At 51.9% G+C, this 13,960-nt stretch carries 9 protein-coding genes; all 9 read left to right on the top strand.

Translation table 11 applies throughout. The annotated features are described in order from the left end of the window. Positions 1-7 precede the first annotated feature (7 nt). The 9 genes from CBR65_RS03595 to CBR65_RS03555 are packed head-to-tail and all read left to right on the top strand — an operon-like array spanning position 8 to position 13,955. The gene (locus CBR65_RS03595; RefSeq protein WP_087465582.1) at positions 8-646 is read left to right on the top strand and encodes a phage baseplate assembly protein V; all 639 of its coding nucleotides are present in this window, start codon (positions 8-10) and stop codon (positions 644-646) included. After that, positions 640-2,316: a hypothetical protein gene (locus tag CBR65_RS03590; protein WP_087465581.1), complete on the top strand. Its 1,677-nt coding sequence runs from the start codon at positions 640-642 to the stop codon at positions 2,314-2,316. Before CBR65_RS03595 ends, CBR65_RS03590 begins: the two co-directional genes overlap by 7 nt. A gap of 11 nt (positions 2,317-2,327) precedes the next feature. Continuing rightward, on the top strand, positions 2,328-2,699 hold the full coding sequence (locus tag CBR65_RS03585; protein WP_087465580.1) for a GPW/gp25 family protein: 372 nt from the start codon (positions 2,328-2,330) through the stop codon (positions 2,697-2,699). Positions 2,700-2,703: 4 nt separating this feature from the next. Beyond that, a complete protein-coding gene (locus tag CBR65_RS03580) occupies positions 2,704-4,869 on the top strand; it encodes a putative baseplate assembly protein (protein ID WP_087465579.1) in 2,166 nt (721 codons plus the stop codon). A gap of 46 nt (positions 4,870-4,915) precedes the next feature. After that, on the top strand, positions 4,916-7,336 hold the full coding sequence (locus tag CBR65_RS03575; RefSeq protein WP_087465578.1) for a hypothetical protein: 2,421 nt from the start codon (positions 4,916-4,918) through the stop codon (positions 7,334-7,336). After that, a complete protein-coding gene (locus tag CBR65_RS03570; RefSeq protein ID WP_087465577.1) occupies positions 7,333-8,268 on the top strand; it encodes a hypothetical protein in 936 nt (311 codons plus the stop codon). Before CBR65_RS03575 ends, CBR65_RS03570 begins: the two co-directional genes overlap by 4 nt. Then, a complete protein-coding gene (locus tag CBR65_RS03565) occupies positions 8,265-10,292 on the top strand; it encodes a hypothetical protein (RefSeq protein WP_087465576.1) in 2,028 nt (675 codons plus the stop codon). Before CBR65_RS03570 ends, CBR65_RS03565 begins: the two co-directional genes overlap by 4 nt. Positions 10,293-10,313: 21 nt before the next feature. After that, positions 10,314-12,071, top strand: a complete 1,758-nt coding sequence (locus CBR65_RS03560; RefSeq protein WP_087465575.1) for a hypothetical protein — start codon at positions 10,314-10,316, stop codon at positions 12,069-12,071. Between the two features lie 18 nt (positions 12,072-12,089). Beyond that, positions 12,090-13,955: a hypothetical protein gene (locus CBR65_RS03555; protein ID WP_087465574.1), complete on the top strand. Its 1,866-nt coding sequence runs from the start codon at positions 12,090-12,092 to the stop codon at positions 13,953-13,955. The last annotated feature ends 5 nt before the right edge of the window (positions 13,956-13,960 follow it).

Raw genomic sequence — 13,960 nt, 5'->3', positions numbered from 1 at the left:
AATTGTTATGAATCATCAAGCCGGTGTATTACAGGCGTTACACCTCGGGCGGGTACTGGATAACAGTGATCCGGAAACCCGCGGGCGATTGCAGGTGGAGATACTGAATACCGGTATGCAGCTGTGGGCAACCTGTATGACCAGCAGCGCGGGCCAAGGCTACGGAATAAGTTGCTTACCGAAAGTTGATGAAATTGTGGTGCTGGCATTTTTAAGCCCGGAATTGCCGGTGGTGTTAGGCGCAGTCTGGAGCGGTGGCAGCAGTCATCCCGGCGATGCGCAAGCGGTGGAAGATAAATACAGTTTGATTTCACCGCAGGGCACGCGCGTGATTCTCGATGATAGTGATGGACCGAAAGTCAATATCCAGACCAGCAGCGGCTATCACCTGACCATTACGGAAGCAAGTGGTGGGGAAATCAAGATAGAGAAGGGCAGTGAGTCGGTAACCCTGTCCACATCGGGCATCAGTATTGTCAGCGCATCAACGGTTGACGTGCAGGCTTCGCAGGTGAATGTCAGTGCGGGAATGGTAAAAGTGGACGCAGCGATGAGCCAATTTTCGGGCGTGGTGAAGTGCGATACCTTGATCGCCACCTCCGTGGTTGGCACCAGTTATACACCGGGAGCAGGAAACATATGGTAAAGCATCACGGCATTCATGTAACGGCGCCTTATTACGCCGCCAGTAATGACGGCACTATGTTGCATCGCTACCTGGACGATCAATTCATTGATCGGTTCCAGCGTGAAGCCAGCACCGGAAAACTGACCGGGCGCAGTGCGCAACGCTGGTTGACGGATGATCGCTTCGGCAAGGATCGCGTTGTGTTGCGTTTGCCGATTCATCGCACATTTTATGTGGTGTCTTGTGAAGTCAGTTGTGACCGTCAGGGCCAGCCCGCGTTGGACCCGGCGCGCATAGTGTCTGCCGGTTTGGTCGTACGCAAAGGCACACCACAGAATTACCAAACCTGGCAAGTGCGCGATGGTGTTGCCATTGGTTGGCGCCCCGCCAATGCCATTGATCCGGGGCAGGAACCGGATCATTATCGTCGTTTGCTGAAACGCGGGTTTATAAAAAGTAAATCGAAAACACCACCTTACAGTGGTGAACAAACTCACCCGCTGCATACGCAACTTGTTGCTCAACAAACAGAGCAGCACAGTCGCAATCACACCTTGCTGTTTGGTTATTTACCCTTAAGTGGTTCTGTTGAAGCGAGTCTGGCTAGCGATGTGGAGGACAACACAACATCACCGGCAGGCGCTTCACAAGTGTCCGCAACCGGACAACTGGCAGAGCACGAATGGCCCTTCGGCAGTTGGGATGTTAACAACGATAAACCCGTCTGCGATTGCAGCGGCCAATTGTCAGAAGTGGTTGATGAAATCGCACAACATTTCCATTGGCACCAGGAAACCGGATTGCAGGTGGACAACGGCATACCGACCCGCGCATTTGTCGGACTGCTACGCACGCTGATGCAACGCTATCAAGTGTTTGATGCCTCCATTGAAGACAACGAAGCCCTGCGTTATCTCTTATCCCAGATTTATTTTTACGACGGCATTGTGGTGAATGTGGGTGTGGCTGGCGATGCGTCGACACTAGGTCGTCCGGTAGTGGAGACGCTGTTGCATTACCTGCAGACACATCGCGATGACCTGTTTATGTGGCTGGCGGAACTGGATCGACAAGACATTCTGCATGCGAAAGAAAATCTGGCTCCACCTACGCTTTCTGTGTTGCCGGGCATCAATAAGGATTTATACATACGTGAAACCCAGGCCGCCAATTTGCGCGAGCAATTGGTGCTGCGCGCAGAACAAGCCGAACAGTTAATTGAAAAATCCCTGCCGCTGCCACGCTATACCCAGGGAAAAGACGATTATTACTTTGTGGTGCCGTTTGTGCGCTATCGCAACGACTGCGGTGATGAAGAGGTCGCCTGGGGTAGCCCCAGCCAATCCTTTCGCGTAGCCAGTCCGCTGGATGCGGAAGCGGCGCGCCCAGTGGTTATCCAGCTGCCTGAATTTCAGGACCTTAAACGCGGCTTCGCCAAAGGCGTAACCTTTTTGACACCCAAGTCCATGGCAGAAGCGCTCAACAGTGTGGTGCCGGATATGGAATTCAAAAAGCAAAACAAAAAGCATCGCCTGGATGCCTGCCTCGGTTTCAGTATCAGCTTCAGTATTCCGATCATTACCATCTGCGCCATGATTTTATTGATGATTATTCTGAACTTATTGAACCTGATTTTTTTCTGGCTGCCCTGGGCGTTTTTGCAACTGCCACGCTTGTGTCGCAAGTAAGGATCTCGACTATGCCATCGGTTATCAGTTTTCCGTTGAGCGGTTTTGACAGCAAGCGTTTGCCCTGGTCGACAGGCAATCAGAGTGTGCGTGAAGTGATCTGGAATATTTTGTTGACCCAGCCCGGCGAGCGATTGATGCGTCCGGAATTCGGTGCCGGGTTAAAACAATTTATCCACAAACCCAACAATGAAACGACACGGCGTTTGATGGCGGATATCGCACTTAAGGCGGTTCAACGGTGGGAACCACGCATTGATATTCTGGAATTAACGGTTAGCACCGAACCGGCGCAATTGAACAAGGTTATTTTGAGTTTGCGTTACCGAATCAGGATGACCGCCGAGGAAGACAACCTGGAACTGGGACTGCAATTGAGTTAAGACGATGCCAATACCCATTACATCACTCGATAACAGAAGTTTTGACGATCTGGTTGCCGAAGCCAGGCAGCGCCTGCAAGCGCACTTGCCAGAGATGCAACCGCTCGTCGAAGGCGACCCCATGTTGGCTTTGGTCGATGTCTTCGCATGGATGACGGAATCGGTAATCTATCGCGCGAACCTGATTCCCGAGCGACAACGACAAGCTTTCCTGAATTTATTGCATTTGCCTATGCGGCCAGCCCAGCCTGCGCGGGGTATTGTTTCTATCGATACCAAACCCAAAGGGCCTGCGTTGCCGCCGTTACTGCGCAGTGAAAGTACACTCGCCGCTGGCGAAGTTATCTTCAGCACACTCGGTGAGTTGCAATCAACACCCCTGGCATTGGCGGTGATGACGAAAGAGTCCGTATCCGACAACGACCTGGACGCCTTGGGTATACCGCGCCACAGCTTGCAGGAAATTTATGGCGTGAAGACCAAAGCATTTCGCCCGCGCAGTTTCAGTGCTGGCAAGGATGTGCTCGATTTGGCACACAGTCAGGACAAACGCTTTTATTTGTTGCTGCATTTGCCGGATAAAAAGCTGGCAGCACCGGCGACACTGGCCACCTTGCGTGAGAATCTGGCGGGGCAAATCATCAATGTGGGCATTGCACCGATGGATGATCAACCGGCAGAGATTGCTGAATCCCTCGCGCCGCGAAAATTGCAGTGGCATATCATCTGGCAAAAAAATGCGGCTGATCGCAAAGCGATGTATCTCCCGCTGGAAGTGATTCACGATACATCAAAAGGTGGGCGACAAACCGGTGTGGTGCGTCTGCGTTTACCTAAAAGTGTCGGGGTGTTGAAATCGCAATTTGCCAATGATCCCCAATACGCCGGTTTTGGTAATACACCACCGGAGCAGCCCGCCGATATTCCACCGGAGCAGGTTGTGTGCTGGTTAAGTTTAAGTGCACCGGGTGAGACGGATCTCAAGCTGGGTTATCTCGGTATCAATGCGGTAGATGTGATTGCCCAGGGTATTGTGCGCGACCAGGTAATTGGGATTGGCGATGGTCGGGTAGGGCAGGTTGCTTTGCTGAATCGCTCCGATGTGGATGCATCCAGCGTGCAAATTGAAGTCAGTGAACACGGCACCTATGTACCCTGGCAACCCGTACCCCATTTTGCGGCGAGCCGACCGGATGATCGTGTGTATCGCTTTGACAGCGCAACCGGTACCGTGCAATTCGGCGATGGTATTCGCGGCAGTCGGCCAGCACCGAACGCACGTATTCGCGCAGCCTATTATCGTTATGGCGGCGGCAAGCAAGGCAATTTACCCGCAGACAATATCAAACAATTGATTACCCCGGCGAGCACAGCATTTTTGCTGCGCCATGAATGGCGCACGGCTTACGGCCTTGATGCTGAAACCGTCGCTGACGCAGAGCAGCGCATTCCCGCACATTTAAATCACCGCAACCGCGCCGTAACCCAGAACGATTTTATTCAACTGGCGCGGGACAATCCCATTGCACCGGTCGGCCGGGCAGAAATGATTGCCGGTTTGTTGCCGGGGAATAGTCTGGCAAGTGTTCGTTTACATGTCCCCGGTGTTGTCAGTTTATTTGTGATGCCGCCGGCCATCCCCGCCTTTGCTGCCGCTCCGAAACCAACAGCGGGTTTGCTGCGCGATGTGTATACCTACATGGATGAGCGCAAATTACTCGGTACGGAATTGTATGTGCTCAGCCCGGAATTTATTCCCGTCGCGATTTCGTTAAGCGTCGAAGTCATTGATCCTGCTGTATTAACGGAAACCTTGAACACGGTGAATCAGGCCGTGTTGTTGTATCTGTGGGCCTTGGCTCCCGGTGGCCATTTAGCGCAAGGCTGGCCGATGGGGCGCGCGCTGGAAATCAATGAATTAATAACCGTTGCGGCACGCGTTAAAGGCGTGTTGGCGGTTAACCATGTGCGTCTGTTTTATCAGGTTGACAGTGGTGAGTGGATTGAAACGGACAAGCTGGCATTGCAGAAATATCAATTGCCGGAAGTCATGGTGGTAGAAACGCATGAAGGTGAAGATCCGCCACCAGCGCCGGCGATTATCGAGGGTGTGGACGGCGGCGATGATGACGATGCGATTGCCGTCCCGATTATTCCTGAGTTGTGCTAACAGTACGTGATGCGCTATTAGCGAGAATAGCTAAAGAGAGAAAGCAATGGATAGTTACGGAACACAATTTCAATTACTCAGCAGTGCCGGTGATTTTCGCACCGGCGGCTTTGATAATTGTGTGTGGGATGAATCCGTAGCGCTGTTTCGCCTGGCGGTTCAACAGACGCCCCGGGTGTCGGTTATCAATCGTGCCGGCGCATTTTTACAATGGCAGGAAGCGCAGCCCTTGGTTGAAGACGCGTTTGGTCAATTGGGTTTTTTAAGCGAAGACCGCCAACAACTGTGGTACGCACTTAACTGGCAACACAAACAAAAATTTGATGCGGGTGATGCAACTGCAACGGCTGGGCCAGTGCTGGCCACTAGCCAATCCACAACCGGTGACACTGCCGCTGCTATCAGTCTCGATCCGGTTGATGCGCCGACCAATACCCGCTTTATTGATCTACACCTGGGGGGCGATGGTCGCGTTGCGTTGATCTATCGTGGTGACACAAACCGGGGATTACTGCTGGTGCATCTGGCACGGCGTTGGCAATTGCGTCTGGATCTGGGCCTGGACCTGGATCAGGGTTTGAACCTTGACGCGCAACGCGTGTGGGTGGATTACCTTAATCGGATATGGGTTATTGGTAATAACAGCCTGGGTTTGTGCAGCGGGGAACCTTTGCCGCAAGCTTACCAAAAACGTGTAGATCGCTTTGAACCCTTGCAGGAAAATCCGCACCCGTTAAAACTTCATTGGCAACAAAATTTGCCAGATGATTTGACGATCATCGGTGTGTGTGCCGATGAACAGCATCTGTATTTATTGCTGCTAAATCAGATTACCGAAAAACAAGTATTGATAACACGTAGTCTCGACGATGATCCCGGTGCGCCATTGTCCACCTGGGATTTACCCGACTCGCCTTTTTTTACCGACATTGCCGTGTTGGCACCGCACAAAATTGTGTTGATGGTGCCGCAGGAAAACACGCCTGATCCCGCGCTCGATTTACCGGCGATGCTCTTGCATGACGGCGGCAATTTTACGCTTGAGCCACGCCGTTATCCGCAGCACAGCCAACAGAGCGTGCGCTTTGTCACCGGGCAGCGCGGCATGGTGCGCTACTTGTCAGAACAGGGCCCGAAGCGTTTGTATCCATTAGCCCAGGCGCGTTTCAAGGCCGAGGGCAGTGCCATCCTGAGCCAAACACTCGATTCAGGAAATTACGATACCGTTTGGCATCGGATTTATATGGAGGCCTGTATTCCACCCGGATGTGAATTGCGCGTGTCGGTAAAAGCGTTTGACGACTTCGATCAAGAAGGGTCCGACTGGCAGGAACAACCTGGACCACTCTGGTTGCCGTTGCAATCTGAAATACCTTTTTATCGCGGGCGCTTCGAGCCGGACCCACATCACGAAGGCTTGTTTGAAATTCAACTGCAACGCCAGCAAGGTGCCGTGAGACAAATTCGCGGTCGCTACCTGAAATTAAAAATTGCAATGCGCGGTGACGGACGGCACACACCGGCCATTGCCAGCATGCGCGTGTATTGCCCGCGTTTTTCCTGGCAAGCCCATTACCTGCCGGAACATTTTCATCAACAGGAAAGTATCAACATTACCGACACACGCGCAGCAAACGGCGCCGATGTGCGCGAACGCTTGTTGGCCAGCTTTGAAGGTTTGATGACGCCGGTGGAAGAAACCATTGTCAATGCCGAGTGCTGGTTGTATCCGGCCACGACACCGGAGCGTCGTTTGATGCGTCTGGGTTCCACTATCGGTTCAACCATGCCCGCAAGTTGGCCGACAGCGCGCAAGCGTCGCTGGTTGGATGTGGAAGGTTATCTGCAACAAATAAAAGGAACCTATGCGGGCTTGTGCCTTGCACTGGATGTTGCGACTGACGGTGCGGTCAGTCGTGGCCAGGTTATACCGGTGGAAAATTATCGCCTGCGGCGCACTCTGGCGACGATCATCGGTATCGACCTGGATGATAACGATCACCCGTTAACCTTGGGTACGGGTCAAAGCGGTAACAGTATTGTCGGTGAATCGCTGATTCTGACCGACGAAACCTCCCAGGAATTCCTTGCGCTGTTTGCGCCGGAGTTGGCAGAAACGTCGGAGCAACAAGAAGAAGTAGCGTCGTTTTTTGATCGCTATGCCTACCGGCTTTCGATTGTGTTGCACGGCGATGCACAGCCACAACGCAAGATGATCGAACAATTCCTGGTACAGCAAATTCCCGCGCATATGGAATGGAAAATTATCGAAAGCGATCTGCCGTTTGTGTTGGGTTTATCGCCGTTACTAGGCATCGATACTTATCTGCAACATGCCATTCCCTGGCGTGAAGTTATTCTGGATGACACCTGGTTGGGGCGCGAAGGCATCATGCGTAATCACGCGGCCTTGTCGCCCGCAGATCTGTTGTATGGCGACCGACGTTTTTATGGAGATCACCAATGAGTCAATTCACACTTGAAGAACACCTGCAACAGGATGCCGATTTCCACACGCCCCTGGAACGCGTGAATTTTGAAGCGGGTATGTTGTTAGGCATCGATGCCACGCGTGCCGAGCAGGCATACCATCGCTTGCGTATCAATCGCCATAATTATTGGTTTCACGGTGCGGGAACTCTGGTGGGCTTTGCGGTTAAGCTGGACCCGCCAGAGGGTACTGAGCCGGAAGAGCCGCCAGAGCCCGGTGAAGAACCGGACAATATCAGCGTGCGATTAATTGTCACGCCCGGCATAGGCATCGATGGGTTGGGGCGCGAAGTCATGAGCTTTGAACCCTATTGCGTCAACTTGCGCGATTGGCTCACCGCACAGCTTGAACAGCCCGATGGCAATCAATTATTGAGTGATGGTTTTATTGAAGGCGATACCGTTCTGAGTTTGTTGATCACCATGCGCTACCACGCGTGCGCAACCGGTTTGCAACCCGTGCTGGCGCGCAAGATCAACGCCGGAACTGATCCGGTACAACCCAGCCGCGCGCGCGATAGTGTATTGCTGGAAATTATTCCCGGACCTACACCCACTGCTACTGAAAATCCCTGGCGAGGCCTGAATCTGGAAACGGTTGATCCGGAAACGGACCTTACACCAACCGAAACCGCATTTAAGGAAGCAGCCGGCGAAGCGGAAGAAAAATTTTATGACGATAAAAGCCGTTTGATCTACGCCGTTCCGGCGTCCAATCGCGCGCTTGAAATCGATGGCGACATCGAGGATTTGTCGCGTACTTTGCTCGCCCAGGTGCGGGTTCCACTGACTGCCGATTTGCAGCCCGATATCGATCCCGCACGCATTACCGTTAACAACCTTGTGCGTCCTTTCGTCAGCACGGCAAACCAGCTGGCGTGGTTGAGCAGACAGGAGCCTACGTCATGAGTTTTTTTCAAAGCCCATTTAATCCGGTAAATTTTGCGCTGACCGAAGATAAAGCACGCAATATTTCCAGCATCGATCCCAAGCTATCGCGCACCAATTATTACGATGGCCGATTACTGAAAGCATCGGATTTGATTCGCGATCAATTGTATCTGGATGAACGCCTGCGCGAAGCAGGTCGAGTCATTGGTCAGGGCATTATCCGAGGTCTGGATGTACAACTGACCGATGAAGGAATGTTGCTGGTTACACCAGGATTAGCCATCGCCCCTTCCGGCAGAATTCTGGAGTTGGAGAAAGAAACCCTTGAAATCAATCTTTATGATCCAGCGAAGATGGCCGAGCTGAATCCCGGCTTTCGTTATCTGGAGCGAGGGTTGTATGCCGTGGTGTTGGAGTATGCGGAGAAGGGCGAGGGCAGCGCTGAGATCTATCCGCGCGACCTGGAGGCGGAGCGCGGTTTTCATTTTAATTTTTACGCTGAGGGTGTTGTTCTGACCTTGCAGGCATTGCCAACGCGCTACGTTTATACGACCAAATCCTCGGGCCAACGTTTGCACAGCTCGGTGGTATCGCGTGCGGCATTGGTGCGGGATTTTATTATGACGCAGCGCACTCAACCGCCGGAGCTGCCGGAGAATGGCATTGCCTTGGGATTGCTAGCGATAGAGAATGGAAAACCACAGTGGTTGGATCGCGGACTGCTACGTCGTCAACATCGGCCGGCCCAGTCACGTTACAACCTGCAAATGGATTTGTTTTATCACTATGAAGAACTCTTGCAGGACGTCTTGAAACTGCGCCAGCAAAGCACCCGCGAAGATCCTTTTCCCGCTACACATTACTTTGATCTTTTACCGCCTTTCGGCTCAATCCCCAAGCGTTGTGTCGATCCCGTCAATGGCTATCAGGGTTACTTTCCCGAGGGCTTTGAAGTCAGTATTGCGCCGGTCCGGCGCGACGACATCAATGCCATTGTTGAACAAAGTAAAGCGCTGGAACCCATCGATCTGCAAAAAGATACGGATGTGGACATCGTCATTCTGGTGCCCCTCAGCGATCAGGAATTTTCATTGCGGGCGCGGCAGCTCCAGCATACGCGGTTACTTTCAGATAGCGTCCCGGATAGCGATAGTGAACGTGACTTCGTGCATCCTCCCCATCTGGATGATTATGGATTGCGCGCGTATGGAGAAACCACACACGAGGAGAATACAGATTCAGCCATCTGGAATGCACTGTGGGCCGGCGATAAAAATATTTTCTATGTACGACGGCCAACGCGCGTGGCAGAAACGCAAGTCAGCGCTATCGTTCTGGCGGCGGGACGCTACGAAGACTTACCCGATATTAATGCTGAATTACCGCAGGATGTCGAAGAACTGGAAGCGCGCATTGATGAGCTGGAAGAAGATAACGAAGCCCTCCTGCTGGAATTGAATCGCGATCCGGATGAACGCCTCGACGAGGCGCGAGCCCTTATCGAAGATCTTAACGAGCAGATTGAAGAGCTTGAAGATGCGCTGGAGGCGGCGGAGAGCGGCGACGATCAAACTGCCGCTCTGCGTGAAAGAATCAGCCAGCTGGAAGAAGAAAATAAAAAAATCCTGGAAGAGCAGGATGCTCTTGAAAAGAAACTGGCAGAAGCCGAACAACGGATCAAGGAATTGGAATCTGGCAATGGCGGTCAATCAATGTCTATTGAAGAGATCCTTAAGCGCCGCCCCGTGAATGACGATGCAGCCAGAAAAGCGGCGCAGGAAATCCACGAGAATTTTGCGGATAGCCCGCGAACCCTGGCAACGATTGTTGATGCCTTGCTGGTGATGCCCGCGCGTTACGATGCGTTGAACTGGCCAACGCTTGCCGCCGTAGCGAATCAAAAGCAATTGCCCGATTTATTGACTTTATTCGAGAAAAATCCCGATACCAGTTTGCCGCAATTGATGGCGAAGATCGGCGAGCAATTCAAGTTGGATGAAAAGATTATTGAGCAGTGGAAGAAACTGGCCGAATCAGAATAGCTTTTGTCGTTGGAGTGCATTATGGAAACCAAGCGCTTGCAGTTGCATAACGTCATCGCCGACAACAATACCCGGCGTCTGCATTATTTTGCCGGGCGTTATCTGTCGGAGCAGGAATTTGACCTGATGCAGCAATATGTCGATGAGCGTTGCGAGGATTTACTGCGCAGCGCGCCGCCGGGAATTGTTTACGGCCTTGATGTGAGCATCACCGAAACGGACGACAGTATTGATATCAGCGTTCGCCCTGGCCTTGGTGTCGGTGGTGATGGTCGCGCCGTGCACGTTAATTTTCCTATTCGTCTCGACTGGGACTCGCTGATTGATGAATACCAGAACCGCATTACTCCTGAAGACCACGAAGCCGTACCGGTCGAAGGATATTATTTCCTCACCGTAAAACGTCAGATTGCCTTGCTCGATGAGAGCGAAGGCGCCGATCCCTGTTCACGCACCGAACCCAACCCGTTGCGCGACAGCCGTTTGGAAACCTTTGCAACCCTGGATTTACATTTTGTGTCCAAGGCCGCGTCCTGGATGAGCATGGAAAAAAATCGCGCGGCCATGCGCGTATTGGTGCGGTCATTGTCCGAATCACCTTTTGATCCAGACACCGGTGCAGTGCCTGTCTGCCTGCTCAAGATTGTCGACGACCAATTGCAATGGGTGGAGGACCGGGTAGGGCGTTTCGATGCGACAGGCGATAATGTTTACCAGAATATTCTGGGTTATTGGCAATTTTTGCAAAGCCAACTGCGGCATGAACATACCGACGGGGAAACGCTGGATAATCTGGCAACACTAACGGGCGTTGATTATTTGCCCGCCGCTGGACCCTTCCCTCGGGATTTGATTACCGATATCGCCGGTCGTGAAAGTGAAGACGACAGCAATCTCTGGCAGCGACCGGTATTGCATTTCAATCCCCGCGACTTGCAAATGGAACTGGTCGCAGTACCGGCCAACAGCGTCGACGGTGTTATTCAGCATGAATTACCTCGCGGCGTTATTGATCTCGTGCACAACCAACAGGATCGTATCCGCATCATGGTCGCTGTGGAGCCGGACGATTACCGGGCTGATCTGCTCGACCTGCCGGATATTGATATGGCATTGCTCAATGAATTGCACGAGCGCTATGTGCAGGCTGCTTCCGATTACAACGCCTGGGCTATCGAGTATTTTCTGTTGTATGGAAACATTACCCGGACGCCGACCGATTTTACCGAAGAAGATAAGGTATCGGTCCTTAAACAGATTTATAAAACCGCCGGCCCCGTTAGCGATTATTTTGATTTAACCGAAGAGGAGCGCAAGCTCGCCGGTTTGCCTGTCAGCCAGCCAGCGCCGCAAGCTACCTTTGACTATTTTACAGAGCTGGTTTCACAGCGACGTTTGCAATTGCGTGAGCCGGAAACCTTGCCTCGTCCTTACAGCGCAATTGATGCGCGAATATCCGATGAGGTTTGGGATGAAATTTTTTACACTTCACCGGAACCGGAATACCCCGACGAGCAAGAGGTCACTGACGGCCTTTATCGCCAGCGGGAAAATTTGCTCTATGAAATAGAAACCATTGAAAACTTTATCAGCCGCAGTACGGAGTTGATCAATGAGGTCAGTGACTTCCTGATCCTCCAGCGTCAACAACTCGATTCCATTACCGTGTCCTTTGCCGGGCTTGCCAGTGGCGTCGCTGGTGATGGAAGCGGCCTTAACCTGATGCGCTGGAGCGACAGTCTGGAGTATCGGGCCGTAGTGGAAGTTAAAGAGGATTAATCCTTAGGGGGCGTCATTATGGCAATCAAATATAACAAGATGTTATTAGGTGCAATGCAGGAAAAGACAGAAATTGCCAAGGTTGTCGAATACCAGACATCAGCCACGCACTATCTTGATCCGAAATACCTCGCCACCGAGAAAGGCCAAAGTATTAACGAGCATATCGGTATTATTAACGCTCAACTTTATACGCCCATGTTTTTGGATACCGAAGTGTATGAAAAACCGAATGAAAAATTCGGTACTATCGCCCATATCAATTTTGCGGATATCAGTTTTCTCGATGCGAAGAATGGTATTGGTACGTTACGCGATGAATTTGGCCTCAGCCAGGAAAACCGACTCGTCGGAAAAGTAAAGAAGTATCTGGATGAGATAAAGGGCAGTTGGGTTTATAGAATTTATGATTTCAAGAATTTTTCATTTATACGAAAAGATGTAAGCACCGCGCCTTGGGCTGATTATGAGATCGAAAAACTAACCGCCTACGATGACCCCAAGGATTCAACCGACACAAAAAAAATTACCAGCCATACTGCGTTATTCACTACCGGAAAGGCAATACGCCAAGATATTCTGCTTATAGAGCGGCTGCGTCGCGAACTGATCAATTTGCACAAGCTCCAACAAAAAATCCTGGCTGAAAAACGAACTGCTTTAAACAAGGTAGAAACCGACATTCCCCAACACCACCAGACGCTCGCTAACCTCAATCGACAACGGGTCCGCAGCGAAGGCGACTATCAGGTCGCGCGCCTGTTGGTTGCGGAAAATTGGACCGATGTTGAAAAAGCATACGCTGAGCGCGCCCGTATCCTCAATAATCACAAAGGTTTGTTCTACGCTCGCGTCCGCGAAACACCGATTAATTTACGCCCGGTCAACCCTTTGCCCCTACGCCACGGCAGTCTGGATGACCTGGTGCCGGGTTACCCTCTGGAAGATATCGATTTGCCTGAAGATCTACAGGTGTTTATGGAAGCAGTTCTGGATATCTCCATGAGTGACTGGGTGAGTCTGCACAACCACTACACGCTCTTGCCAAACCGTCCACAGTTGCAACGTATGTTGGGTGTGCGCCAGGCGCGCCTGGGTTATCGCATCAATCAGAATCATCAAGCAGACGTCAAGATGATTTCAGTAAAGCTGGGTCGCTTGCGCAATCAAAACCAGATGTTAATGAGCGATATGTTGCATAAAGCTTTTATTCCCAGTCCGTCCATCGTTGAATACCAACGCAATGCCGCGCAATTGCTATCGCTGGAAGATTTACTGAGCGGGCCGCCACATCGGTTACGGGGCTTGGCGGAAACCCAACGCAATAAACTGGATCAGGCTACGCACTCGTTGCTGAAAGAATTACGCAAGGTGTCGCCCTCTATTCGTTTGCAGTGGGCCGAAGCGGCTGAGCTGGATACGCTCAATGTAAAACAGCCTACCCAATGGCCCGGTATTGGACAGGCAGAAGCCAAAGACCTGAACGGTATTCGCACCTTGGTGGAATTAATCCAGTGGTGGTGGCGGCAACTCACAACAAACGCCAGCAGTACAAGCCATTCTGCCGTGCGCAATTTAATTCGTGCAACCTTGATGCTCGCTGCAGCGGATGACCCCGATCAGATACTGCGCGGTAATCTGGCTACGGTGCCGGGGCGTTTTGTTGTGGGAGATGCGTTGCGTTTAACTCTCAACAAGGAAGCCTTGCCAGGCACCTTGCTGCAAATGGTGAGTCCGGCGAATGTCTTGATCGGAACCTTAAGGATCGACGATTTTGATGATAAAGGTGCAGTGGCAACCTTGACCCAGCTGGTAACACAAAACGCTACGCCATCCACGGCTTACACCGTTACCGGTTTTATCATGCCCGGTAAGAAAAGGTAGATCGG

It is taken from the genome of Cellvibrio sp. PSBB006 (genome assembly GCF_002162135.1).
GTDB lineage: Bacteria > Pseudomonadota > Gammaproteobacteria > Pseudomonadales > Cellvibrionaceae > Cellvibrio.
Note: the sequence above shows the minus strand (reverse complement) of the source record. Positions and strands in the feature narration are given on the sequence as shown.